24 protein-coding genes are annotated in these 25046 nt (G+C 62.6%); 15 read left to right on the top strand and 9 right to left on the bottom strand.

Annotated features, from left to right (window positions below):
- Positions 1-24: 24 nt before the first annotated feature.
- Positions 25-2226, bottom strand: a complete 2202-nt coding sequence (locus AC1D1G_RS23815; protein ID WP_477953927.1) for an acetate--CoA ligase family protein — start codon at positions 2224-2226, stop codon at positions 25-27.
- Positions 2227-2252: 26 nt separating this feature from the next.
- On the opposite strand from AC1D1G_RS23815, the gene AC1D1G_RS23810 reads away from it, so the two are divergent.
- The gene (locus AC1D1G_RS23810; protein WP_477953925.1) at positions 2253-3278 is read left to right on the top strand and encodes a cyclase family protein; all 1026 of its coding nucleotides are present in this window, start codon (positions 2253-2255) and stop codon (positions 3276-3278) included.
- Between the two features lie 7 nt (positions 3279-3285).
- Here AC1D1G_RS23810 and AC1D1G_RS23805 read toward each other — a convergent pair whose 3' ends face one another.
- Together AC1D1G_RS23805 and AC1D1G_RS23800 are read right to left on the bottom strand one after the other, a co-directional pair.
- On the bottom strand, positions 3286-4071 hold the full coding sequence (locus AC1D1G_RS23805) for an SDR family NAD(P)-dependent oxidoreductase (protein WP_477953924.1): 786 nt from the start codon (positions 4069-4071) through the stop codon (positions 3286-3288).
- Between the two features lie 51 nt (positions 4072-4122).
- On the bottom strand, positions 4123-4866 hold the full coding sequence (locus AC1D1G_RS23800; protein WP_477953923.1) for an SDR family NAD(P)-dependent oxidoreductase: 744 nt from the start codon (positions 4864-4866) through the stop codon (positions 4123-4125).
- A 74-nt stretch (positions 4867-4940) separates the two neighbouring features.
- Here AC1D1G_RS23800 and AC1D1G_RS23795 point away from each other — a divergent pair, with 74 nt between their 5' ends.
- The 10 genes from AC1D1G_RS23795 (at position 4941) to AC1D1G_RS23750 (ending at position 14259) form a co-directional block, all read left to right on the top strand.
- Complete coding sequence (locus AC1D1G_RS23795; protein WP_477953922.1) at positions 4941-5381, top strand: NUDIX domain-containing protein; 441 nt, start codon at positions 4941-4943, stop codon at positions 5379-5381.
- A gap of 44 nt (positions 5382-5425) precedes the next feature.
- Positions 5426-7564, top strand: coding sequence for a hydantoinase/oxoprolinase family protein (locus AC1D1G_RS23790; RefSeq protein WP_477953921.1), 2139 nt, complete (start codon positions 5426-5428; stop codon positions 7562-7564).
- Positions 7564-9336: a hydantoinase B/oxoprolinase family protein gene (locus AC1D1G_RS23785; RefSeq protein ID WP_477953920.1), complete on the top strand. Its 1773-nt coding sequence runs from the start codon at positions 7564-7566 to the stop codon at positions 9334-9336. Before AC1D1G_RS23790 ends, AC1D1G_RS23785 begins: the two co-directional genes overlap by 1 nt.
- A 55-nt stretch (positions 9337-9391) precedes the next feature.
- Entirely contained in the window at positions 9392-10585 is a 1194-nt protein-coding gene (locus AC1D1G_RS23780; RefSeq protein ID WP_283334340.1) for an LLM class flavin-dependent oxidoreductase, read from the top strand.
- A gap of 46 nt (positions 10586-10631) precedes the next feature.
- Positions 10632-10988, top strand: coding sequence for a VOC family protein (locus AC1D1G_RS23775; protein WP_283334339.1), 357 nt, complete (start codon positions 10632-10634; stop codon positions 10986-10988).
- Complete coding sequence (locus AC1D1G_RS23770; protein WP_477953919.1) at positions 10985-11227, top strand: SDR family NAD(P)-dependent oxidoreductase; 243 nt, start codon at positions 10985-10987, stop codon at positions 11225-11227. Before AC1D1G_RS23775 ends, AC1D1G_RS23770 begins: the two co-directional genes overlap by 4 nt.
- Positions 11228-11410: 183 nt before the next feature.
- Complete coding sequence (locus AC1D1G_RS23765) at positions 11411-11515, top strand: SDR family oxidoreductase (RefSeq protein ID WP_477953918.1); 105 nt, start codon at positions 11411-11413, stop codon at positions 11513-11515.
- A 31-nt stretch (positions 11516-11546) separates the two neighbouring features.
- Positions 11547-12347, top strand: coding sequence for an SDR family NAD(P)-dependent oxidoreductase (locus AC1D1G_RS23760; protein WP_283334338.1), 801 nt, complete (start codon positions 11547-11549; stop codon positions 12345-12347).
- Entirely contained in the window at positions 12344-13243 is a 900-nt protein-coding gene (locus AC1D1G_RS23755; RefSeq protein WP_477953917.1) for an SDR family NAD(P)-dependent oxidoreductase, read from the top strand. The genes AC1D1G_RS23760 and AC1D1G_RS23755 overlap by 4 nt, the downstream gene beginning before the upstream one ends.
- 266 nt (positions 13244-13509) lie before the next feature.
- Positions 13510-14259 (top strand): SDR family NAD(P)-dependent oxidoreductase, encoded by a 750-nt coding sequence (locus AC1D1G_RS23750; RefSeq protein ID WP_283334337.1) that lies wholly within the window; start codon positions 13510-13512, stop codon positions 14257-14259.
- A gap of 399 nt (positions 14260-14658) precedes the next feature.
- Here AC1D1G_RS23750 and AC1D1G_RS23745 read toward each other — a convergent pair whose 3' ends face one another.
- From AC1D1G_RS23745 to AC1D1G_RS23730, 4 genes are all read right to left on the bottom strand, one after another.
- Positions 14659-15960 carry a bifunctional 3,4-dihydroxy-2-butanone-4-phosphate synthase/GTP cyclohydrolase II gene (locus AC1D1G_RS23745; RefSeq protein ID WP_477953916.1) on the bottom strand — a complete coding sequence of 434 codons (1302 nt, stop codon included), beginning with the start codon at positions 15958-15960 and terminating at the stop codon, positions 14659-14661.
- Between the two features lie 94 nt (positions 15961-16054).
- On the bottom strand, positions 16055-16579 hold the full coding sequence (locus AC1D1G_RS23740; RefSeq protein ID WP_477953914.1) for a flavin reductase family protein: 525 nt from the start codon (positions 16577-16579) through the stop codon (positions 16055-16057).
- 24 nt (positions 16580-16603) lie between these two features.
- On the bottom strand, positions 16604-17677 hold the full coding sequence (locus AC1D1G_RS23735; RefSeq protein WP_477953913.1) for a hypothetical protein: 1074 nt from the start codon (positions 17675-17677) through the stop codon (positions 16604-16606).
- Entirely contained in the window at positions 17674-18747 is a 1074-nt protein-coding gene (locus AC1D1G_RS23730; protein ID WP_105423863.1) for an LLM class flavin-dependent oxidoreductase, read from the bottom strand. The genes AC1D1G_RS23735 and AC1D1G_RS23730 overlap by 4 nt, the downstream gene beginning before the upstream one ends.
- 107 nt (positions 18748-18854) lie before the next feature.
- On the opposite strand from AC1D1G_RS23730, the gene AC1D1G_RS23725 reads away from it, so the two are divergent.
- Entirely contained in the window at positions 18855-19673 is an 819-nt protein-coding gene (locus AC1D1G_RS23725) for a MaoC/PaaZ C-terminal domain-containing protein (RefSeq protein WP_283336766.1), read from the top strand.
- 40 nt (positions 19674-19713) lie between these two features.
- Here the strand turns inward: AC1D1G_RS23725 and AC1D1G_RS23720 are convergent, their stop codons facing one another.
- Positions 19714-20820, bottom strand: a complete 1107-nt coding sequence (locus AC1D1G_RS23720; protein WP_477953912.1) for a thiolase C-terminal domain-containing protein — start codon at positions 20818-20820, stop codon at positions 19714-19716.
- A gap of 92 nt (positions 20821-20912) precedes the next feature.
- Here AC1D1G_RS23720 and AC1D1G_RS23715 point away from each other — a divergent pair, with 92 nt between their 5' ends.
- From AC1D1G_RS23715 to pgi, 3 genes are all read left to right on the top strand, one after another.
- Positions 20913-21323 (top strand): Zn-ribbon domain-containing OB-fold protein, encoded by a 411-nt coding sequence (locus AC1D1G_RS23715; protein ID WP_477953911.1) that lies wholly within the window; start codon positions 20913-20915, stop codon positions 21321-21323.
- Positions 21324-21894: 571 nt separating this feature from the next.
- Complete coding sequence (gene gnd, locus AC1D1G_RS23710) at positions 21895-22782, top strand: phosphogluconate dehydrogenase (NAD(+)-dependent, decarboxylating) (protein WP_283336763.1); 888 nt, start codon at positions 21895-21897, stop codon at positions 22780-22782.
- 44 nt (positions 22783-22826) lie between these two features.
- Positions 22827-24470 carry a glucose-6-phosphate isomerase gene (gene pgi / locus AC1D1G_RS23705; RefSeq protein ID WP_477953910.1) on the top strand — a complete coding sequence of 548 codons (1644 nt, stop codon included), beginning with the start codon at positions 22827-22829 and terminating at the stop codon, positions 24468-24470.
- 15 nt (positions 24471-24485) lie between these two features.
- Here pgi and AC1D1G_RS23700 read toward each other — a convergent pair whose 3' ends face one another.
- Positions 24486-24791, bottom strand: a complete 306-nt coding sequence (locus AC1D1G_RS23700; RefSeq protein ID WP_349307469.1) for a WhiB family transcriptional regulator — start codon at positions 24789-24791, stop codon at positions 24486-24488.
- Between the last annotated feature and the right edge of the window lie 255 nt (positions 24792-25046).

The following is a 25046-nucleotide window of genomic DNA, read 5'->3' as shown; positions in this document are numbered from 1 at the left end:
CGCTTCTGCGCGTGTTCGGGGCGATCAGGCGCCGTTGCCTCGCCGGGCATCGAAGTCCTGTGCCGAGGCGATCGCACTCGCGGCTTCACTGAAGCTCCGGTACATCGGGAGACCGCTGTCCGATGCAAAGATGTCGAGAAGTTCGACATCCACAGCCGGGCACACCTCGGTGTTCCGAACCACGACAGCGACGCGGACGGGCAGTTCGGCGTCGACGAGTGACTGCAGTGTGTCGATCAGTGGGCGAATGCCCGCGGTGCCGTAGTTGTAATAGGCCGCAGCGTTGAAATGAACGAGCACGTCTTGGTAGTGCTGACCGTCCAGGGCGAAGACTGGAGTCAGGGCATCGACCAGAATCGACGTGGGCGACGCTGGTCCCACGGGCACCTCGAGGGGGTTGGCCACACTAGTTCCGGCGCCATATCCCAGGTCGCGAAGACGCGTGCGGAGACCGTCGCGCAGTGGAGTCAATTTGAGGCCGGCGCGGTCGCAGGTGTCGGTTGCGAGGACGGATGCGCCGCCTCCCAACCCGATCACCAGGACACCGTCGGCGTCGGTGCTCGGACTGTGATCGATATAGTGCTGAAGATAGGTCAGGCAGGACAGGAAGTCCTCGAGCGAACGCACCTGAACAGCTCCCGTCGCTCGGGAAACGGCTGCCCACACCTTTTCGTTGCTGGCCATCGATCCGGTGTGTGAACTCACGGCTACAGAGCCCTGTGCACTCGAGCCGCCGCGCAATATCACGACCGGCTTCTTTCCGGCGGCCCGCCGGAGCGCGCCGAGCAGTGCTGCGCCGTCACGCGTGCCTTCCAAGTAGATTCCGATAATCCGGGTCTCGGGGTCGTCGACGAGCCAGTCGACGAGCTCGCCCTGGGTCACGTCGATCGCATTCCCGATGCTGACGAGTTTCGAGAACCGGATACCCCGTCGTGAACCCACGGTGATCATGTCACCGGACAGCCCGCCACTCTGCGACACCACGGAGACCACCCCGGGTTCGGAAGGTGCACCGAGGGTGAAGGTCTGACGCCCGCGGGGGGCGAACACACCCAGACAGTTGGGTCCGAGAATGCGAGTCGATGTACCGGAAGCGGCTTGCCCGAGCTCAGCTTGCAATATGGCGCCGTCTGAACCCATTTCCGCGAACCCGCCGGTCACGACGTGCACGAAGCCGACGCCGGAAGCGGCCGCGTCGGCGACCACTTTCGGAGCCGCCGCTGCCGGTACCGCCACGACCAGGTAGTCGACTGGGTACGGAACATCGCTTATGGAGGAGTATGCGGGGACCCCGTCGATACTGGAGGCGTCCGGGTGGAGAGCGCAGAGGCTGTCGGTCCAGCCGGCCTGCCGATAGGCGGCGAGGAAACGGTTCCCGAAGGTCGATCGACTGCCCGAGGCACCGGCTATCGCGATTCCGCGCGGGGCGAACAGGCGGGTGAAGTCAGTGGGGTGCGTCTGCGTGGCAGCCGGTATGTCGGTGGTTGAGTCCACGATCAGGCGAGCATCCAACGCCTGAACGCCGCTGGCGGTCACGACGATCGGATTGCATTCGAACTCCGCAAGCGTGTCGCCGAGGCGTTCGACCAGGCTTCCCTCGCCGGCGATCGACAGCAAGAACTCGATGAGAGCGTCTCGGTTGCCGGCTTCACGTCCTCGTGCGCCGTGTAGTAGCGGTGCCCCGGGGAAGCTATCTACCAATTCTGCAGCGTCCGCCCGCGATAAGGGGGCGACGCGCAGCGCCGAGAGGTCGAGCATCTCGGTGGCGACACCACCGAGTCCGAGCAACACCACGTGCCCGAAGGTTGCGTCGCGCACGACCCCGACGATCAATTCGATTCCGCCGGGATGTTGTTGTTCGACGAGATATCCGGCAGGTGTCAGACCCTGGCGGTCGAGAGATGCCGCCATGTCGGCGACCGCTGCTGGAATGTCGCGCGCGGTCAGCCCGAGGACAACGGCGCCGACGTCGCTCTTGTGCACGAGTCCGGGACCCCAGGCTTTGAGCACGAGCGGACCGGACAGTCCGGACACGGCATCCGCGGCTTGTGCGGCGTTGGTGAATGTTCTGCTCACCGGAACATCGACACCGTATTCGCCGAGTAGGGTTTTGACCTCGTGCTCGGGTACGGCGCGCCGACGGGTGGCGGTGTCGTCACTATCCGCTAGCGGTGCTTCCTCCGCTTCTGGCTCGGAGGACAGGGCTGAACTCGTGTTCGGAGGCATAGTGATCCCTCTTTCATGGAAACAAATTGAACTTAAGCAAGCGATTGCTTGGTATCATACGCTGGTGCCGATGCTTCGGTAAGGCAACAGAGAGGGCGAAAAGGATGCCAGAGCAAGTCGATGTCGACGCCGTGTCGGAATTCGGAAACTGGGGGCGGTGGGGAACTGACGACGAGCGGGGCGCTGCGAACCTTCTGACTCCGTCCACCGTGCTCGAGGCGTTCAAGGCAGTACGCCAGGGCGCGACCTTGTCGCTCGCCCTTCCCATTCAAGGTGCCACGTCGGGGCCGGGCGCATCCCGCGTCCCGCATCTCACCGGGCGACCGCTGCCACAGCATTTCATGTCGATGGATGGCGGAGACTACGCGGCCGGTACCGGCCGGATCAAGGGGGAGATGTCGGTCGCGGACGACGCCTTGATCGTATCGCCGCACGGCACAACAACCCACATCGACGCATTGGCCCACATGTGGCGCAACGACCTGTTGTTCAATGGCCACTCGGCGAATCGGGTGCGGAGCTACGGTGCGACTCGGTGCGGGATCGACAAACTTGGACCGCTCATCACCCGTGGCGTGATGCTGGACGTTGCCAGGCACCTCGGGGTGCCCCATTTGGCGGCTTCGACGCGAATCGACGATCAGTTGCTCGCGGACACGGCAGAGACTGCCGGTGTAGAAGTCCGGGCCGGGGATGTGGTCCTCGTCAGGACCGGATGGGCTGCGGTTTTCGCGCAGGACCCCGAGAAGTACAACGACGAGCAGCCGGGCCTGTGTCACAGCGGCGGCAAGTGGCTGGTGGAACGTGACGTCGTGGCAATAGGCTCCGACAACATCGCGGTCGGCGCACTCGATCCCGGTGGTGTATTCCATGGATCCGTCGACGAGGATATTCACATGCTGACGCTGTGGGAGCACGGCGTATCACTCATCGAAATGTTGTGGCTGGAGGAGCTTTCGCACACGGAGAGGGTGGAGTTCCTCTTCGTTGCCGCGCCGTTGCCGATCGTGGGAGGCACTGCGAGTCCGATCAATCCGGTTGTGGTTCTCTAAGCTGCGGTCAGCCGAAATGCCGCAGAAGGCCGCCTTCGGCGCGTAAGGCCGCGCCGTTGGTTGCCGAGGCCTCGCGGGAACAGGCGTAGACGACCATGCTCGCCACTTCGTCGACGGTTGCGAGGCGGGCCAACAAAGTGCTCGGCCTGATCGACGTCGCGCAGTGGCGATCCGCGTTCTCTCGCGGGATCCCGTGCTCGGCGGCATAGTCGTCGAGAAAGGTGTCGGCTCCGCTCGACGCAGTCGGCCCCGGCAGTACGCTGTTCACCGTGACGCCCGTGCCTACCGTCAATTCCGCGAGACCGCGGGCGAGGGCGATCTCCGCGGCCTTGGTCACGCCGTAGTGAATCATCTCCGACGGAATGTTCATGCCGGCCTCGGATGCCACGAGAACAATTCGCCCCCAATTCTGCTCGAGCATGCCGGGCAGATAGGTACGGGCTAGGCGCACCGCCGCCAGCACGTTCATCTCGTAGTGGCGGATCCAGTCGTCGTCAGTCGTCTCGAGGAAGTTCTTCCAGTCGAACACGGCGGCATTGCCGACAATGATGTCGAAGGATTGGTATTCGCGGGCGATCGCGTCGCATCCCTGTGCGGTCGTCACGTCCGCAGCAACGGCAGAGAAGCTGCCGGCGGGAGCCAACTGGTCGAGGGCCTGCTCGACGGCGGTCGCAGTGCGGCCGTTGACTACCACATGCGCGCCACAGTCGGCCAGACCCCGTGCTATTGCCAATCCGATTCCTCTCGTCGAGCCCGTGACGAGTGCGGTCTTGCCGGAGAGGTCGATCTTCATCCTGGAATCCCTTCTGGCCGGATCGTTGTGAGAGCGGGGGTGCCGGCGGTGTCACATCATTGTGATCCCACCGTTGACGCTGAAGGTCTGGCCGGTGACGTACCCGGAGTCGACGGTGCAGAGAAACTCGATCGCCGCCGCGACCTCGTCGGAGGATCCCATGCGGCGCATCGGTATGGCCCCGATCAGTTTGTCCATCAGCGCCGGGTTGTTCTCCGCAACAGATTGCAGCATGGCCGTATCGATCAGCCCCGGGCATATGACATTGCTGGTGATACCGTCCCGGGCCGTTTCCCGTGCCAAGGTTTTCGAGAAACCGAGCAGACCGGCCTTCGTCGCCGAGTAGATGCCTTCGCCGCCGCCACCCGCTCGCGCGCTGTCGGTGGCGACGAACACGACGCGGCCCCACCCGCGTTTGGTCATCTCCGGGACGATCGCGTGGCAGAGTTGCATGGGGGCGCGCAGATTCACTTGCCACAGCATGTCCCATGCCGAGGGGTCGCTGTCTACGAACCGCTCGACTCTGGTGAGGCCTGCATTGTTTACGAGGATGTCGACCTCGCGTAGTGCCGCGTCGCGGCGGAGGGCGAGCGCGATCGAGGTGGTGTCCGCGAGGTCCATTTCGACGGCGGTTCCCCGATCGATCGAGCCCGCAACGGATTCGGCTGCGTCAAGGTTGCGATCGAGTACGAGAACTGCTGCTCCGCGGTGGGAGAGGCGCCGGGAGATTTCGGCACCGATGCCGGCACCACCGCCGGTCACCAGCGCTACCTTGCCTGTGAGGTCGGTCTGCATGAATCCCGAAGATACACTACTGAGCAAGCGCTTGGGTAAGTGTATAGTGATTCAGGACACCGAAAGGGGTGGAGATGGCTTCGTTGAGCCGACGCCTCGAGCGTTCCGGTCGCAGTGCCGTCGCCATGCTTCTGCAGAACGACGGCGAGCTGTGCCTGTTGCAGAGAAGTTCGCTCGTTGCGAGCGATCGGGGTAGGTGGCACTGTGTCACGGGCTACCTCGACTCGCGAGACGACCCGGCCGCACATGTGTTGATCGAGTTGGGCGAGGAGACGGGCCTGTCTCGCCTCGACCTGGCCGACCTGGTGGAGGGGCCGGTGCTGAGCATCTCAGGCGAGGACGGAATTTGGACAGTGCACGTCTTCGTGGCGACCACGCTCCATCGGCGGATCCGGCTCAACTGGGAGCACGAGGACGTGTGCTGGACACCGTGGAGTCGAGCGCAGGAAGGCGGCAGGGAACTCGTGCCGTGGCTGCCTGTTCTGGTCGCCGAATCTCTGCTCAACTGCACGTGACAAACTCATAGACAAGCGCTTGCTCAAGTAGTTAGGGTGACTCCATGTCAGCAGATCCGAACCACTCGTCGAACGGGTATGCCCTCGGCATCGACGTCGGCGGCACCTTCACCGACGTCGTCCTCGCCGGACCGACGGGCCAGGAGTCAGTTGCCAAGACGCTCAGTACGCATGGCGACCCCACCGAAGGAATCGTCAGGGGGGTACAGGCCGCCCTCGCTACGGCGGGAGTGGCCCCGGCCGCGGTAGATCGGGTGGTACATGCGACCACCCTTGCCACCAACGCAATTCTGGAGCAGAAAGGTGTCCGGGTCGCGCACATCGGTACGCGCGGGTTTCGTAACCTTCTGCCGCTGGGTCGCTACGCGCGGGTCGAGGAGGATCGTTTCGACACGTTCTTCGATCCGCCGTTGTCGCCCATCCCGGCTTCCGACTGTTTCGACGTGCTCGAGCGCCTCGACAGCGCCGGCGAGGCCATCATTCCCTTGGACGAGTCGTCCGTGCGAGCAGTCGCAGAGGAGATCCGGGATCGCGGTATCCGGTCCGTGTCGATCGCATTGCTGCACTCGTACGTCAATCCCGCCCACGAGTTGCGCACCGCCGAGATCGTGCGTGAGTATCTCCCGGCGGACGCAACGGTTGTGACATCAGCCGAGATCTGGCCCGAGCTTCGGGAGTACGAACGCACCACGACGACGCTGATGTCTGCATACGTGGGCCCGGTGATGGTCTCGTATCTGCGAAAGCTCGAGCAACGGCTGCGTGATGCCGGAATCGAGGCACGCGTGCAAGTTATGGAATCCGGCGGGGGAGTCATGTCCGCGGATCTCGCGGGTCGGCGCGCTGTCGCGACCATCGAATCAGGCCCGGCTGCCGGAGTGCTCGCCGCCCGCGCGGCCGGTCTGTCGGCAGGTCACCCTGATGTGATCTCGTTCGATATGGGTGGCACGACGGCGAAGGCGTCGGTGGTCCGCAACGGCGCCCCGGCCATCACCACCGAGTTCCACGTCGGTGGCAAGGGGAGCTTCGGCGGACGTCGGGCGGGTACCGGGGTGCCTATCAAGACGCCGGCGATCGACCTTGCCGAAGTGGGCGCCGGTGGTGGCAGCATCGCCTGGGTCGACCACGGGCAGGCGTTGCGGGTCGGACCCCATTCGGCCGGCTCCGAACCGGGCCCGGCATGTTACGGCCGCGGTGGTCAGGACCCGACGGTCACCGACGCGAACCTCGTCCTGGGTTACCTGGATCCGATCGGGTTTGCGGGTGGAACCATGGGACTCGAACCCGAGAACTCGGCCAATGCCATCCGCGAGCGTGTCGCGGAACCGCTCGGCGTGGGGCTCGAAGCCGCCGCAAATGCCATTCATGAGATCGCCAATGCAACGATGGCAGCAGCGGTCCGGGTGGTCACCGTCCAGCGTGGTCTGGACCCTCGGAACTTTGCGGTTGTCGCGTTCGGCGGTGCAGGTCCGATGCATGCAGCGCGCGTGGCCGAGGAGTTCGACATCAGCACCGTGATCATTCCCCCGTCGTGCGGCGTCGGTTCTGCAGTCGGACTCCTGGGCACGGACTTGAGCACCGACCGAGTGCTTACCCGACTGTGCCATGAGAACGACATCGACGGAGGGTCGGTCGACGACACCTTCGCCCAGCTCGCGGAGGTCGCGGCCGGTGATCTCGGTGTGGAGCTCGCCGCACCGTCTACCCGAGTCGAGCGATCCGTCGACGTGCGGTTGGCCGGTCAGGCACATGAACTGACCGTCCGCATCAGTGACGGTGGAGAAGGTAGGCACTGGGACGCCACATCGCTCCCGGCCCTGCGCGAGAGCTTCGCCGAAAAGTACAAGGAGGCTTATGGAATCGACGGTTCGGGCCCCATCGAATTGGTGAGCTACCGGGTCCGCGTCACTCATGTAGTCCCGAAAGTACCTCTCGGTCGCCGCGCGACATCTGATGCTCGAGGCCAGGGGCCGGCACGGAAACGGCGCGTCTGGTTCCGTGAGTTCGGTGAGTACCGGGAAACCCCCGTGTACGAACGCGAGGGAATCGTCGGCGCCGACCCGGTACCGGGACCTCTCGTCATCGCAGACGGTGAATCGACCATCGTGGTCCCACCGGCATGGAACGCCCTGGTCGACAGCGAGTTCAACGTAATTCTGTCGCGCGCTTCGGAGGAGAAGTAATGACGCACGTTCTGGCCGACGGTTCGGCTCCGACTCTCGACGACAGCGGTTCGAGCACAGCCCAACTGACTTCCGAGGTGCTCCGCAATGCACTGGTCGTCGCGGCGGAAGAGGCGAGCATCGTCGTCGTGCGGTCGGCCTTCTCGACATTCGTCGTAGAGGGCTCCGACGCATCAGCTGCGATCCTGGACAAGGACGGTCGGCTTATCGCGCATTCGATGGCCACGACCCTGATGAACAGCATGGCGCTATCGGTGGCGGTGCCGTTCCTACTCGCTGACATCCCACTCGACACGATGCGGCCCGGAGATGTGTTCGCCACCAATGACGCCTACAAAGGCGGGGTGCACACGAACGATATCCTCATCTTCAAGCCGATCTTCATCGAAGGAATGGTGGAGTACTTCACCGCGACCTTGATCCACGTGTCGGATATCGGAGGCGCGTCCGCCGGCGGAATGGCATCCTTGGCGACCGAGATCTTCGCGGAGGGACTCCAACTGCCTCCGGTCCGCATCGCCAACGCGGATGGGTTGGAAGAGCCGATCATGCGGATCCTCGCCCTGAACAGCCGCACGCCTGACAAGGTGCAGGGCGATGTCCGCGCACTCATAGCGGGCGCGTCGACTGCGGCCAAACGCGTCGAGGAACTTATCGGCGAGTACGGAGTTCAGGGGTTCGCGAATGGGGTGAACAACTACCTCGAGTACACCGAGGTTCTTACCCGGGCCGCGATCGAGGACTTGCCCGCCGGAACCTACCGCTCCGACTACACCATCGATGACGACGGCGTCACCAGCCTGCGCGGTCATCGTGTGCAGGTTGCGGTGACTATCGGTGACCGTGACATTTCGCTGGACTTCGAGGGAACCGACCGCCAGGTCGCCGCCGCAGTCAACTCGAGCATCTCCCAATCGCTTGCCGCGGCTGTGTTTGCGTTCAGGTGCTTCGTCGACCCGACGATCCCGATGAACGACGGATGCCTGCGGGTCCTGAATGTGAATCTGCCCGAGGGGTCGCTGCTCAATGCCCAGTCGCCCTATCCATGCGGTGGGCGTTTCCTTCCGGCCTACGCAGCAATGGAAGCGGTACTTCAGGCACTATCCGACGCAGTCCCCGAACGTGCCATCGCAGCATCGGGAATCTTGCAACCCTTCTCGATCGCCGCGAAAACGGCACCGTATTGGGTCCATCTCGCCTACGAGTTCGGGGGAGTGGGAGCCCGGTTCGGTAAAGACGGCCCGGACGCCACCGGCATCCACTTCGGTCTCGGGCGTAACTCGGTCCCGCAGGTCGAGCCCGTGGAAGTGCGCTGCCCCCTGATCGTCGAGGAGGTGGAGTACATCGCGGACTCCGGAGGTCCGGGACGTTGGCGCGGCGGTCTCGGAACACGCACCGTGTTCCGGCTGCTCGCCGACGCCTACGTCACCACTCGCGGTGACCGGCTCGAAACCGGCCCCCGAGGCCGGGACGGCGGAAAACCCGGAGTAACCGGTGCCTTCAAAAAGCGAGCACCCCACGGAGATACCGTCGTCCTCAATTCGAAGGTCAATAACGAACTCTTCCTCGCGGGCGATGCATTCATCGTCGAGACGAGCGGCGGCGGTGGAATCGGAAATCCATTCGAACGCCCCGTGGAGTCCGTGTCCGAGGACGTCAAAGCGGCACGGATCACTGTCGAGGGCGCAATGCGTGATTACGGCGTGGTCGTCACCGCCAAGGGCGATGTCGACCACGCGGCGACCGACGCACGAAGGGCAAAACGGTCATGACTAGATCACATGCCCCCGATTGGACAACCCGCGTAACCAAAGGAAGTGATCGATCATGACCAGCCATGACCGCACGAGGATGAAGTTCGGCGTCTTCCTCGGACCCGAGCACAAGCCGTCGAACAATCCCACCTGGGACCTCGAGCGTGACTTGCAATTCGTCGAACACCTCGACAAGCTCGGATTCGACGAAGCCTTCGTCGGCGAACATCATTCGAGTGGCTGGGAGATCATCTCCAGCCCCGAACTCTTCATCGCGGCTGCCGCGCAACGAACCCGGCACATCAAGCTGGGTACCGGAGTGATCTCGCTTCCCTACCACCATCCGCTGATGGTCGCCGAGCGCATGACACTGCTGGACCATCTCACCCGGGGCCGGCTCATCATGGGAGTTGGCCCGGGGGCACTTCCATCCGATGCTGCCATGATGGGGCTGGAATACTCCTCGCTCCGGGAGCGAATGGAAGAGTCGCTCGAAGCGATCCTCGCTCTGTTCACTTCCGACGGCTGCATCGATCGGAAGACCGAATGGTTCGAACTCCGGCAGGCGCAGCTGCAGATGCTGCCCTACACCCGCCCGCACCCGGAGTTGGCTGTCACAGCGGTGATCTCGCCAGCAGGGGCTATGTTGGCCGGACGATTTGGGCTGCCGATGCTCGCCCTCGCCGCCGCAACCGACGCCGGCAGTCGCGTACTCGCCGAACACTGGGACATCTACTCCGAACAACGGGCGCTACACGGGCACGGACCGGGAGACCGCCGGGACTGGCGGCTCGTGAGCGTCATTCACGTGGCCCCCACACGAGAGGAAGCCGAGCGGCAGGTTTCCTACGCCATGGAAGACGCCGGACGCTACCTGTTCCGCGACGCGAGTTTCCTGAAGGCAATCTATGACTCGTCGGGTCTGGACGAGGGAGCACCGATCCTCGACGTGTTCCGCGCGTCCAATCTCGGTGTGGTCGGGACTCCACAAGATGCAATCGAGCACATCGAGCGCATGCAGGAGATGTCCGGCGGGTACGGCACTCACCTCATCCGGGTACTCGACTGGGCCTCGCCCCAGGACACCCTGAACTCGTACGAGTTGTTCGCTCGCGAAGTCGTGCCCCACTTCCAGGATTCGAATCGGCGTCGAATCGAGAACTGGAACACCTTCCACAACTCTGAAGGTGACTTCCAAGTCGCGCTCGGTGCCGCGAACGCCCGCGCCCGCAAACGCTACGAAGACACCAAATCGAATCGGCTGTGAGCGCGGGCCTCCCCCGACTTACTCACAAAAATTGGAGAACCACATCATGTCCCAACAGGTATCCGTCGGAAATGTGCTATATCCCGTAGACGACGTCGACTCCGCGGTGAAATTCTACGAATCGGTGTTGACACTGCCGACGAAGTTCCAGGACGGCTCACGATTCGCTGCACTGGACGGCGGCAAGGTCACGGTCGCCATCGCCGGTCCTGAAGAGGACGTCACCGGTGGCCGCGTCGCCGCGTCCTTCAAGGTGTCCGATGTTGCGTCCGCAGTGAATGCCGCAGTCGCCGCTGGAGCCACGATCGTTCGTGATCCGGAGGACGGACCACACGAGACACGAGCGGTCGTGCTGGACCCTTGGGGCAACGCCGTCGTACTGTACGCACCATTGAAGGCATGACGGGCAGCGTATCCGGTCGATTCAGCGGCAAGATCGTTCGGGTCACGGGGGCTGCCAGTGGTACCGGACGTGAGGTGTCGCGGTACGGATCGCTCGATGTAGTGATCAACAATGCGGGTATCGCTCATCCGGAGCTGGGCGAGGACACCTCAAACGAGCTATACAACAGGGTGATTGCGGTGACGCAGACTAGTGTCTTCCCGGCCCACAAGCACAGCTGGCGCCGCCCTCCAGGATAGGCAGGGCGGATCCGTGGTGGTCAATGTCAGTTCGATTTTCGGAATCGACGGGGCGATACGGATCTGCGCCCGCATACGCGGCCGCGAAGGGTGCGGTTCGAAGACTGACATGCGGCGTTCGCGTCAGTTCGTGCATCCCGGCTTCACCGACACCCCACCCTGGGAATTTCGGGGCGCGACGAGATGACCGCAGAGGTGGCCGCACTGGTCACACTCCTCGCCAGCGATGAGGCGTCGTTCATCACCGGCGCCGAATTCGTCGTCGACGGCGGTTACACCGCGCGGTAGCAAGGCAATCACTACGGAAGGAAGACGCTAAATGCTCAGTGCCACCTTCAGAGTAGACGGTCGCACTGCACTCGTCACCGGTGCCGGAAGTGGTATCGGACGAGCCACGGCGATTGAACTCGCCGCCGCGGGCTCCGCGGTGGGCTGCGCGGATATCGACGAGCAATCCTGTCGAAGCTGCGCCGAGGAGATCACGGCACAGGGAGGCACGGCCTTTTCCTACTCATTGGACGTGCGCTCAGCGGCCGACTTCACCTCCGTAGCGTCGAATCTGCTGGAGCGGACGGGCAGGATCGATATCCTGGCGAATGTCGCCGGTGCGATCATGGCCCGAGGACCAGTCTTGTCCATGCGCGACGACGAGTTCGAGGAAGGTCTCACCCTCAACCTGAAGAGCTTCGTGCACGGTTGTCGTGCAGTCGGCGCCGCAATGATCATTGGCGGCGGTGGAAGCATCATCAATGTCTCGTCCGGAACAGTTGATGGCCGCGCACCCAATCTCGGTGCATACAGCATCCCGAAAGCGGGTGTCCTGCAGCTGACACGGACCCTCGCAATGGAGTTGGGTAGGGACGGCGTTCGCGTGAACACCGTTTCGCCCGGATACATTTCGACATCGATGACCGCCGCTCACTATCGGAACGCGGATGGCACAGTGAATGTAGAGCAACGGAACACAGTTGACAGCGAGCACAGTGCCGAGATCCCGCTCGGCCGACCGGGTCAGGCCAGGGAGGTCGCCACCGCCGTTACCTTTCTGGCCTCGGATGCCTCTTCGTACATCACTGGACAGATCATCCGGGTCAACGGCGGACTGGCGATGCCGCTGTGACGGTGAAGTTCGAACTTCCGCCGGTTCCTGAATTCGCATTTCCAGGTTTCGCGGACAGTTGCGCGGTCGTCATCGGTGGAGCGAGCGGCGGGGTCGGTTCGGCGATGGTCCAGCTCCTCCTACATGCCGGCTCGTCTGTCATCATGGTCGACCACGACGAAGAGCGTTCGGGCCACCTCGCAGCAGCCTTGGGTCACGATGTGCGTCTGCTCCCGGTACTGACGGACATCACCACAGAGAACGGGATTCGCGACCTCGTATCAGCTCTCGATGGAGCTGATCGACCGATCAGGCACCTCGTCAATGTCGTCGGCGGCGTGTCCGGCGACGATATCGGACACTTCCTTCATCTCGGAGCGGACCAGTGGACTCGCGCTCTCGCGACCAACGTGACCTACGCACTGCGAACCAGCCAGACCGTCGCCCGGCGCATGGTAGAACAGCAGCGCGGTTCGATCGTCAACCTGTCCGTCACCGACGCCGATCGATCAATGCCGTGGTTTGCGTTCTACGGGGCCACACGATCGGCCCTGGACTCGCTTACGCGCACGATGGCCGTCGAGCTCGGACCCTTCGGAGTCCGAGCCAACACCGTGTCGTGGGGACTGATCAAATCGCCGAGGATGCACCCGGCCCGCACGTCCGAGGGGAATCGGGAACGCGACCTCATTCCGTTGGGCCGGCGGGGACTGGTTGCCGACGTCGCCTCTGCCGCGATGTTCATGTTGTCGGACCTGTCCCTGTACGTCACCGGTCAAAATCTGGCAGTGGACGGAGGATTGTCACTGTGTGGGCCGCACTACGAGCACACCGAGAACATCCCGGTGTTCCTGGAATCTGAAATCGCGCGCGACGCGCTGGCGGGACAGTGGGACAGCATCGTGTGCCCCGACTAGCAACGGTGGAGGATCCAGATAGTTGGCAGCATTGTTGACCGCGGCGGCGACCTCTCGAAATCGCGGGATGGATCGGTCACACGTGTCCACAGGTGGCGGATTGCTCACGATCGGGGCATCTATAGGTAAGGCGTGAGCCAACGGACCGTACGCGTGCTCTTGTGGACGGGTGCCTTGGCGGTAGGGGTATTTGCATGCGTGACTAAACAAGCAAACGCGGGGGTGGAACACCCTCCATAGCTGCAGCTAGAAGGAAGGGGCTCGCCGTGACCGGACGGGTACTGCACAAGGTTGTGATCATCACTGGTGGATCGTCGGGATTGGGCCGAGCAACGGCCGAATTGATGATCGCAGAGGGAGCGCGGGTCGTAATCGCAGACATCAATGGCGACCGCGGTGAGGCGGTAGCCGCCGAGATCGGCGCAGATTTCGTACAGGTCGACGTGAGCCGTCCGGAGTCGGTGGATGCACTCGTGAACTCCACCCGCGACAGATTCGGACGAGTCGACGTGATGTGCAACAACGCAGGAGTTTCTGCCAACCACTCCCTGGTCGAGACGGGCGACGACGAGTTCCATCGGACAGTTTCGGTCAACTTCGGTGGTGTCTTCTACGGAACGCGCGCGGCAGGCCGGTTGATGGCGAAGCAAGGACACGGGGCCATTGTGAACGTTGCGTCGAACGGTGGGATGTCGCCCACAGCGGGGATGGCGGTATACAGCGGAACGAAGGCGGCGGTGGTGTCGATGTCGAAAGCGTGTGCACTGGAGCTTGCGCCCGCTGGTGTCCGGGTGAATACAATCTCACCCGGGACAATGCTGACCGCGATGGTTCCCGACATCGACGGAATCACGCAGATCCTCGACAAGCTCCAGCCCATCGGATACGCCGCCCGACCCGCTGAGATCGCGGCGGGGATCCTGTTTCTCGCGTCGGACGAGGCCGGTTACGTCACCGGTCACGATCTGGTTGTCGATGGTGGCGCGACAGCAGGGCGTCCTGCGGTGGCAATATAGACGGGGACGGCGACCCGTCGGGTGTTTCGTCGCTAGCGGAAATCAGAGCCGTGAACGTTGCAGTTCTGCACTGCACACCGCGGCTCTGAGCGTCCTTCCCTCGGTGGACCTGTCGCGATGCGCAAGCATGGCGACGCTCGACTGGCCACCGGCTCAACCGGAGTTCGGTCTCGAGCAAGGAGATGCCCCTCCACTCAGCGCCTGGAACCCGTTCGGGAAATGCCTCTTTCGAGGCCATGCGCGAGCTCTACCACTGCGAGGGTCCCGAATAATTTAGCGCCAACAGTGGCGTTCCCTGCTCCCACCGCGAGTTTGCCGATTTTCCGCACATCACCTACTGGTGTGCAGGCGTGCGCGGCAGTCCCCACTGTCCGCGCACGGGTTTAGCGGCGGTGGCTGTCACCCTGCGAACTCCGCAACGTCGGCGACCGGCATGATGGAGTGCCCCAGTCTAGTTTCTTTGGTGCGCAGGTAGTCGATGTTGTGGCGGTTGACATGTGGAGGTCGGATCACACGTTGTGTTACGTCGACGCCATACCTTGACAAGGCGCTGATCTTGTCCGGGTTGTTGGTGATCAACCGTGCTCGTGTCACGCCGAGATCCCTGAGTATGGCGGCCGCAACAGCGTAATCCCGTGAGTCGACGGGCAGACCCAATTCGAGGTTCGCATCGACTGTGTCGTAGCCGTTCTCTTGGAGCGCGTATGCAGCCAACTTCGCGCCCAACCCCACGCCGCGTCCTTCGTGGCCGCGAAGATACACGATGATCCCAGTGCCTTCTGTTGCGATCAATTCGAGAGAGTCCTGGAGTTGGGGACCGCAGTCGCACCTGAGAGACCCGAGAATATCGCCAGTCAGGCATTCGCTGTGTACGCGAACGAGCGGTGTCGCTGTAGCCGTGGAGTCGGCTAGGTGCGGAGTTCCGGCGACCAATGCGAGGTGTTCCACGCCGTCGTGTGCTGCGAAAGCATGCCCGGTGAAGTCGCCGTAGGCCGTCGGAATTCGGGCTTCCGAAACGCGAGTGACAATTGGCTCTCGCATCCGTCGATGCTCGATGAGGTCGCGCACGCAAATGATCCTCAGATCGTGTCGACGTGCAAACTCGAAGAGTGATGCACGACGCGACATCTCACCATCATCGTCCACGAGTTCGCACAGGACACCCAGAGACTCGAGACCAGCCATTCGGCATAGGTCAACGGTTGCCTCCGTGTGCCCTGGGCGCTCCAGTACGCCTCCTGGCCGGGCCAGGAGCGGCATCACGTGACCCGGCCGGGTGAGAGCGTCAGGGAGAGTCTGAGGGCTGGCAAGCGCACGAGTAGTCACCGCGCGGTCTGCTGCGGAGATGCCTGTCGTGACACCGTCACGTGCATCGACCGATACGCCGAACGCGGTCCCGAGGACTTCGGTGTTGCCGTCGGGCGGAACCATCAGTGGCAGGCCCAACGTTGCCGCACGTGCTTCGGTCATCGCGACACAAACAAACCCGGACGTGTGTCGGACGATGAAGGCCATCTTCTCGGTTGTGACGTGCTCAGCCGCCATCACCAGATCGCCCTCGTTTTCCCGGTTCTCGTCGTCGAGGACGACGACGATTTCACCGCGTGCGATGGCGTCTAGAGCTGCCGGCACGGTATCGAACCGTTCATGTGGAACCGCAGTGTCGCGCTGTCCGTCGGCCGGGGAAATGTGTGTTCTCATGGTGCCTCCGACAATGCAGGGATACGTGGACTCAACGAGGGGAAGGGGACGTGGACGGGAGAGGTGATCCAGCTGGGCGGCGTGCAGTACGGACTCAGTCGGCGATGTGCAGTCGTCCGTACTTGCCCCGGTGAAATAGGAGGGGCGACCGTCCGTCGGCATAGAGGTGCTGAACCCGCGACACCACGATCACGTGGTCACCCGCGACATGTTCGGCTTCGACACGAGCCTCGATCCAGGCGACAGCGTTCTCGACGACCGGTGCCCCCGATGGAGAGGGCCGCCAGGCCAACCCTGCGAACTTGTCACCGCCCTTGACCGAGAGCTGGCGACCGACGTGTTCCTGATCTTCGGCGAGAATGTTGATCACGAAGGTGTCAGCCCGCTTGATGGCCGGCCATGAACTGCTCGTGTGGGCGACGCAGAACGCCACCAGAGGCGGATCCAGAGAAACTGAGGTGAAGGAGTTGGCTGCCAATCCGGCGCCTTCTCCGGATTCCGGATCCAGAGCAGTGATCGCGATGACACCGGTAGCGAAGTGACCGAGTACCGATCGCATCGCAGTGGCATCGACCTCAGGAAGACCCGTGACGTGTTGCAATGGTGATGTCGCGCTCATTTCGACCTCCGAGAGTTGTTGGATTTACAGATGGTGCCCGCGCTCGTCCCGAATCGATGGCGGCGCGGAATCCTCGCGTACGTGAGGATCGATTTCGACCTGGATGGATATTGGGGTCATTGCGCTGATGGCTTGCTCGATCCGTGCGTGCCACATGCCGTTCTTCAGAAGACTTTCGCGGTTGAAGGAGACGAAGATCGTCGCCGAATCCAGCGTTCCCTGCCGTGCTACGCGTAGTTCCCAGTGTGCGATGCCGTCGATGCCTCGAAGTGCCTTCGTGAGGGCGGAGAAGGAGATCCACCGGCCGCGGATGAGGAGAAGGTCACCATGGGTGTGCGTAGGCATGGTGAGGGATTCACCGTCCCTGCTGCTCAGATACCCGGTACGCACTCCGATGTGCGCGAGGCTCGAGTGCCACGGGTACCTCACTACGATCTCTGCGAGTTCACCGTTTGCAGACGTTTCCGGGGGTGTGGCGAGTTCGAGTAAGTCTCCGTGTGTCGGGGTGAGCGCAGTGGCGCTCTGAGTTTTGTGTGCGATCGGGATCCCGCTGAGAGGGTCGGTGAACAACTCGACGGTTTGGGCGCCGAATTCACGCCCCAAGTGCTCGATCTTCTTCGGGTCAGCGATCTCACCGGTAAGGAGGATCAGTCGGAGTTCCAGGTCCAAGGGTTCGACCAGGAATTCGAGGTGGAGTCGTGCGAGAAAATCCGCCACACCGGTGGCCGTTCCCACCAGAACATTAGCGCGCATGTTCTCGACTGTGCGCAGCAGCCGCATTCGTCCGCGAGGCCCGATGCTCGCCGCTGCCGCCGCCACTTCCGCGGCCGCCTCCGCGACCAAGGTTCCCCCGAGCTCACCGTCATTGTTGAGCGAGACGACAACCCGATCGGTGGCTTTGACGCCTGCGTCGGTGAGGGTTTCTGCCGTCAACGCGACCGCAGCCGCGCGATCCTCTGCTGAGAGTGGGAACGCGGCAGTAGCAGTTGAGTCGACGTGCAAGAGCCCCTTGGCCTTCGCCGCGGTAATTCCTGCCGCGGAGAGGTTACTTCTGCTGATCGGCTCGGGACGAGTCTCGACGGATTGTGTGTGTGTCATCGAATCTCCACAACATCGGAAGCGAACAGCTTGATCGAGCTCAGGACATGCTCGTTGTCGAGACCGCCGACCTGGAACTGCCCGATCAAGTCGGTGACGCCGGCTTCCTCGAGCCGCTGCACAGCCTTACGGGACCCATCGACATCGTCGATCACGATCATCAGGTTGTCGCGGAGCGTCTCGATGGCTTCGTCCTGGGACTGGCCGGCGGCGAGTGCTCCGAGGACGCGGTGGCTCGCGTGCCGTGCGTCGTAATAGTCGGGCGGCGCAACCAGATTGACCTGGCGACGGATATACCACATCACCGCATCGGCGGCATTTGCATGCGCCTCATCCGTCGTTGGCGCGACGTGCCACGGAATCATCAGTGCGATCTTGCGCGTCTCAGGGTCGAAACCGTGGCGGGCCAACTCTGCCTTGTACTTCGCGATATCCTCGGCGACATCGTCGATGCCCTTGAGCATGGTCATGCCGAGGAGGTTGTAGCCTCGCCGTGCAGCCTGTAGGTATCCGTCGAGGCTGGTCGATGCGACCCAGACAGGCGGGTGCGGTTCCTGCAAGGGGCGCGGGTAGACCCCAACGTCGGGGACGCTCCAGTACTCGTGTTCTGCGCTGTAAGGTTCGCCGTCGGCCTCCCAAATCCCGAGCACGGTGTCGAGGTTTTCCTCCCATAGCGTGCGGGACTGCTCGAAGGGACGCTGAAAGGCTTGGTACTCGAGCGGGGACGCTCCCCGGCCGGTGCCGAACTCGATGCGTCCTCCCGAGATGATGTCCATGGTCGCTACACGCTCGGCGGTGCGAATCGGGTGCGAGAACGGGAGGAGTACGACGCCGAGCCCGAGCCGAATCTGTTTGGTGACCCGTGCAAGTGCGCTCAAAACGATATCGGGAGCCGAGGAGTGCGAGAACCCGCGAGTGAAATGGTGCTCGACCATCCAGGCCGTGCTGTAACCGAGCCCATCGGCGAGGGTGACCTGCTCGATGAGATTCTCGAACGCCTGCTGCTCGACCTCTTTGGTCCGCCCACGCACCTCGAGTTCATATCCGAGGCCTGCCCGCAGCTTTGCCATGCCAACTCCTGTCAGTAGTACCAAGCGATCGCTTGGGTTTGCCTCTGTGCGACCGTGACTTCGCTAGCGTAACCCAAGCGCTTGCTCAAATGCTATACGCTCACGTCATGCAGATGACGGATTGGGTCGGATACAAGCTGGGCACCAGGGTGGTGCGGTACTGCGAAGAGGACGCGATCTTGTACGCGCTCGCGGTCGGTGCTCGCGCAGATGAGTTGCCCCTGATCTTCGAGCGTGACCTGAAGGTCTTGCCGACGTTCGCGCTCACGCTGGGACTGTGGGTCGCCGATGCGGCATCGGCGGCCGGCGCCTTCGTGCCGGCACAAGCTCTGCACGGGTCTCAGTCCCTGACGATGCGCGGATCCCTCCCGCCCACCAGCGAATTCGAAGTCACCGGCCATGTCGAAGCGGTCCGCGACACGGGACGATCCGCGATCCTGGACATAGTGTGCGACAGTGACTATTTCTCCGCCACCTACTCCATTATCCTGCCTGGTCAGGGCGGCTTCTCGCCGTCCACGCCACGGGTGAAGGCAAAGCCGGAGGGCGTCGGCCGGGCGGTGGAGCACGAATCGCGAACCATTGAGCTGTCGCCGGAGCAGGCCGTCCTCTACCGGCTCACTGGCGATCGCCACCTGATCCACGTCGATCCGGCCGCGGCGCAGGCTGCCGGCTTCGCGCGTCCCATTCTTCACGGTCTGTGCACGCTTGGCGTGGTGGCGAAGTCCCTCGCTGAGCCGCTGGGGGCGAAGCCGTGGGAGCTCAGGAGGATCGAGGCGCGATTTGCCGCACCCGTGTTCCCTGGGAGCACCCTTGCCGTGGCCACGGTGCAGCCACCAGTGGGAGACTCTGCCGCGGGCCTCGAGTACTCCGCTTCTGTCGATGGCCGTTGTGTCCTCGCCGACGGGCGAGTTTCTTACTCGTGAATTTGTGTTGGGGGCTCGGTCAACTCCGGTGTTGCGCCGGCTAGGGACTTTCGAGAATGGTGGCGCTTCCGTAGCTTCCTCCGAAGCCTGTGCACAACGCGACATGCGGGGATTCGACCTGTTGAGACGGCGCAGTTCCCCGAAGCTGTCGCACGGCCTCCAACACATTGTTGAGGCCGTGTATGTACCCTTCCGACAGCAATCCACCGTGAGGATTGACCGGAAGGGCGCCGCTCGGGAGGGCGTCGCCCGAGCGCACAAATTCCCCGCTCCCCCCGACGCCACAGAAGCCGAAGTCTTCGAGTTGCTGAAGCACGATGGGGGAGTACGCGTCGTAGAGCATCGCCACGTCGACGTCGATGGGGCGAAGGCCGGACACTTTCCACAACTTGTGGGCCACGTAGCGGGAAAAGATGGCTGACAGATCAACGGCCTTGTCCATGCTCGACGAGCCCCCGCCCCCGCCCCGCACCACAGCGGCGATACGGGGACTGTTCGGGCTCACGGCGTCGGCGATATCCGCCCTGCTGACAATCAGTGCCGCACCGGCGTCGGTCTCCTGACAGCAGTCCGCTCGGCGCAAGGGGGTCGACACGAACGGACTGGCACGATACTCGTCACAAGTGATGGGGGCATGAAGCAGCGCGCGCGGGTTCGATGCGGCCAACTGCCTCGATTGGCAGACCACCGAGGCGAGATCCTCCTCGGTGGCGCCAGTGTCGTACATCCAGCGGGCGGCTGCCATTGCAAACAGATTGACCGGCCCCGCCATACCGAATGGGATGGTGAACTGCGTTTCTCCGCCGGCCACCCGAATCGCTGCCTGGCCCATCCGTTTTCCGGATCGGCCGTTCAAAGCTCGGAATACGAGCACGTTTGTTGCTGTGCCCGAGTGGATCAACATTGCGGCATCACCGAGGATCGACGCAGATTGCGTCCCGCCGCCATAGATCTCATTCGTCCAGGTCTCGGGCGACAAGCCGAGATGCTCGGCCACCGTGTTCACCGGTGCAGAGTCGGCCATGTGGTAGGACAGGACGCCATCGATATCGGAGTTGGCGAGGCCTGCATCCTGAATGGCGGAGCGACTCGCCGCCAGTGCCAGTTGGAGGGGGCTGACGCCACTGCGGCGGGATATCTCGGTCATGCCTATCCCGCTCACCGCTGTCGCTCCGGCGAATGCTTGTCTTGTCATCTGCTCCCCTTGTAAACCAAGCGCTTGCTTGAGAGAATAGCGTCATGTGGACCCGAACAGCACCGGAACCTAGCGACCTTGCGCGTCCGTTCTGGGAAGGATGCAACGAGGGCCGACTACTGATCCAGCGGTGCCGTACGTGCGGAACCTTCATCCACCATCCCGAGCCTGAATGCACTCGATGCCGCGGAACGAATCTCTTCTTCGACGAAGTCAGCGGACGAGGACGCATAGACACGTTCACGGTGGTCCACCGAAGTTTCGTACCAGGCTACCAGGACATTACGCCCTACGTCGTTGGCTGGATTATTCTTCCGGAACAGAGAAACCTCAGAGTTTTCAGTGCGATTCTGGGTGAGGGCGTCACCGCCCGCGTAGCAATCGACGCTCCGGTAGAGGTTCGGTTCGAAGACGTCGCGGGGTTCGGAGCTGTTCCCGTGTTCGAGTTGACATAGACGGAAATGCAGCAATCACTGCCCCTCAGGGATCGTGAAGGCAGTTGGAATGTACAGATCCGACGCCTCACTCGAGCTGGCGCTGAACCGGCAGCCGCACTCCAGATAGAGAGGTGACGCAATGATGTATAGCGACGATGACGCAATGCTCGAGTTCGCCAAGCAGTGGTACCCATACGGTGGTGGCGAAGACAGCGACATATTTGTTCGGCCTGCCGGCGAGCGCCTACTTCAGACGGCTTGCGAAACTGGTCGAGGGCTCCAGGGGTCGACGCCTCTCGCCTCAGCAGATACAAGGCATCCGGACCGTCGTTCGGTCTCGTCTCGCCAGAAGGCAGACTGCGGCCTGACGCCGGAATTTTCCGGTACGGGTGATCGAGTCCCCACCGGGACGGTGTGAAACAGCGCCCCGACGACTTTGCCTCCACTCCGCGGACTCGACTGCGACGGTACACCGATCCATTCAGGCCAGGTTGCGACTAACGCCGGTGTCCTCGGGGTCAATCGCACATCACGCCAATGACTTAGGCCAACCGAAGTCCCGCACTAGACGACGAAAAGGACCACAAACTTGAGAATGGGATTAGTAGGACTCGGGAAGATGGGCCATAACATGCGAGAAAGGATGCGGAGCCGTGGCCACGACATCGTCGGTTACGATCCGCGCATAGGCTCCAGTGACGTCGATTCCCTTGCGGACCTGGTATCGCGTTTGGAGGCCCCCCGGATCGTCTGGGTCATGGTTCCGCACGGCCGGGCCACGCAGGACACCGTGCACACACTTGGGAATTTACTCGATCCCGGTGACCTCGTCATCGACGGCGGAAACTCGCGATTTACTGATGACCAGGCACACGCGAAGCGACTTGCGGCGCGAGGAATCGGCTACATCGATTGTGGGGTGTCGGGCGGTATCCGGGGGAAGGAACTTGGCTACGCGTTGATGGTCGGAGGCGAATCGGAGGACGTGGCGCGAGCCATGCCGCTGTTCGAATCGTTACTGCCCGAGGGAGACCCAACGAAGTGCTTCGTGCACGCCGGACCGGTGGGTGCCGGCCACTTCGCAAAAATGGTCCACAACGGTGTCGAGTACGGTCTCATGCAAGCCTACGCGGAGGGGTACGAACTGCTGTGTGCCGAACACCTCGTGACCGACGTGCAGGGCGTTCTTCGAGCATGGACTGCAGGCACGGTCGTGCGCTCATGGTTGCTCGATCTTCTGGTCGAAGCGCTCGGCGCGGATCCCGCGCTCAGCGAGATCTCCGGCTACGTGGACGATTCGGGTGAGGGGCGGTGGACAGTCGAAGAAGCAATCGGTCATTCGGTTCCGGCTCCGGTGATCACGGCTGCACTCTTTGCACGGTTCTCCTCGCGTCAGCTCGACTCGCCCGCCATGAAGGCGGTGTCTGCCCTTCGTCAACAGTTCGGGGGACACGCAGTGCAGAAGGTCGCGTTGTGACAGAAACAGGCTCTCACCTCACAGGACTGGCAAAGGACCTCTCGATGTACAGAAGCGCGATCAATGCGGCATGGACGGACCTATCGATTGAACACAAAGAGATGTCCTCGCGTCATCTACGGGAACTCTTCGCCGAAGATCCGGCCCGCGGCAACGAGCTGACTCTCACCGCGGGTGATCTCTATATCGACTACAGCAAGAATCTCGTGACACGGGATACGCTCGAGCTGCTCATGGCTCTCGGCCGGGCTGCCGCACTCGAAGAACGCCGCGACGAAATGTTCGCCGGCGGGCACATCAACTCGACCGAGGACCGTGCAGTACTCCACACCGCGCTGAGACGCCCACCCGAGGATGAACTCTCGATAGACGGGCAGAACATCACGAATGACGTGCACGATGTCCTCGGTCGAATGGGGGACTTCACCGACCGTCTGCGCTCGGGTAGTTGGCGCGGTGCAACCGGTGAGCGCATCACCGCGCTGGTCAATATTGGAATCGGTGGATCCGACCTGGGGCCCGCCATGGTTCACCGTGCCCTTCGGACTTACAGCACCGAATCGTTGGATGTGCGCTTCGTCTCGAACGTCGACCCTGCCGACTTGACAGCAGCGCTACACGGTCTGGATCCGGCACGTACTCTATTTGTCGTTGCGTCGAAGACTTTTACGACGCTGGAGACGCTCTCGAACGCCGCTTGCGCGCGTCGATGGCTGACCGAATCGCTCGGCGAACAGGCGGTGGCGCAGCATTTCGTCGCGGTGTCGACGAACACGGAAGAAGTAGCCGCGTTCGGAATTGATCCCGTGAACATGTTCGGATTCTGGGAGTGGGTCGGTGGCCGATACTCCGTCTGTTCATCGATCGGCTTGGCGGTGATGGCCGCGATCGGGAAGGAACGATTCGCCGAGTTCCTCGCAGGCTTCCATCTGATGGACACGCATTTCCAGACGGCGCCGATTGAGCAGAACGCCCCTATGGTGCTGGGGTTGTTGAACGTGTGGTACGCGAGCTTCTTTGGTGCACAAACCCGCGCAATTCTTCCCTATGCACAAGACCTGGCGAGGCTCCCGGCATACCTGCAGCAGCTGGCTATGGAGTCGAACGGCAAATCTGTTCAGTTGGACGGTGAGCCGGTGCTGGTACCTACTGGGGCAATCCTATGGGGAGAGCCGGGGACGAATGGACAGCACGCCTTTCACCAATTGCTGCATCAGGGCACCACACTTGTGCCGGCAGACTTGATTGGATTTGCCCGTCCTGCAGTGGATCTACCTGCCATCGGCAGTTCTGCGACCATGCACGAGATTCTACTGAGCAATCTTCTCGCCCAATCGCAAGTCTTGGCCTTCGGGCGCACCGCCGAGGAGATCGAGGCCGAGGGAACGTTGCGTGATGTTATCGCCCACAAGGTAATGCCGGGAAACCGGCCCAGCACGACGATACTCGCGCCGATGTTGACACCGTCCGTTCTCGGCCAACTGATCGCACTGTATGAGCACCAAGTTTTCGTCGAGGGGTGCGTGTGGGGGATCAATTCGTTCGATCAGTGGGGGGTCGAACTCGGGAAAACTCAAGCCTTTGCGCTTCAGCCGGCATTGACCGCGGCTGAAGACCCTGCAGACTACGTGGATTCCTCGACCGAGGCGCTCGTGAGCTGGATTCGCAGCACCCGAACATCCGATTGAGCGCACGGGGCCACGTCAGCCCGCGATGAGCGGACTGACGTGGCTTTCGTGCCTAAACGCAGATCTGCGGCGGTACCCCTTACGATCATCCTCCGACAATCCACCCCACGTGCCATAGTGCTCTCCGGCCTCGATGGCGTGCGTCCTGCACCGAACCTGGACCGGGCATCGTTCGCAGACCTGTTTCGCTGCCTTCGCCCGTGCTGAACGCTCGCGGCCCCGTTCGTTTTCCGGGTGGAAGAAGAGCGCGGCATCCACTCCGCGGCACTGAGCCTGTAGTTGCCACTCCCACGCTTCGGAAGTCGGGGCGGGAAGCTTCATCGGAATCGGTGCGGGCATGATCGTCCTGTTCATCTCTCGTGCTGAGCCCACCACGGGGGCACGGCTTGCGAAGCGACAATTAAGCAAGCGATTGCTTGGTATCCTACAACGACAACAATGACTTTGTCCGCAACGACGAGACGCCCGCACAATGACTGTGCGGGCGTCTCGTCGAAGGGGTGGGTCAGAAGTTGATCATGTGCCCGGCGAGACCGTGGATGGCCTCCTGCAGGGCTTCGCTGAGCGTCGGGTGCG

The organism is Rhodococcus sp. P3_B8 (assembly GCF_056402775.1).
This window is presented reverse-complemented; position numbering and strand designations above follow the sequence as displayed.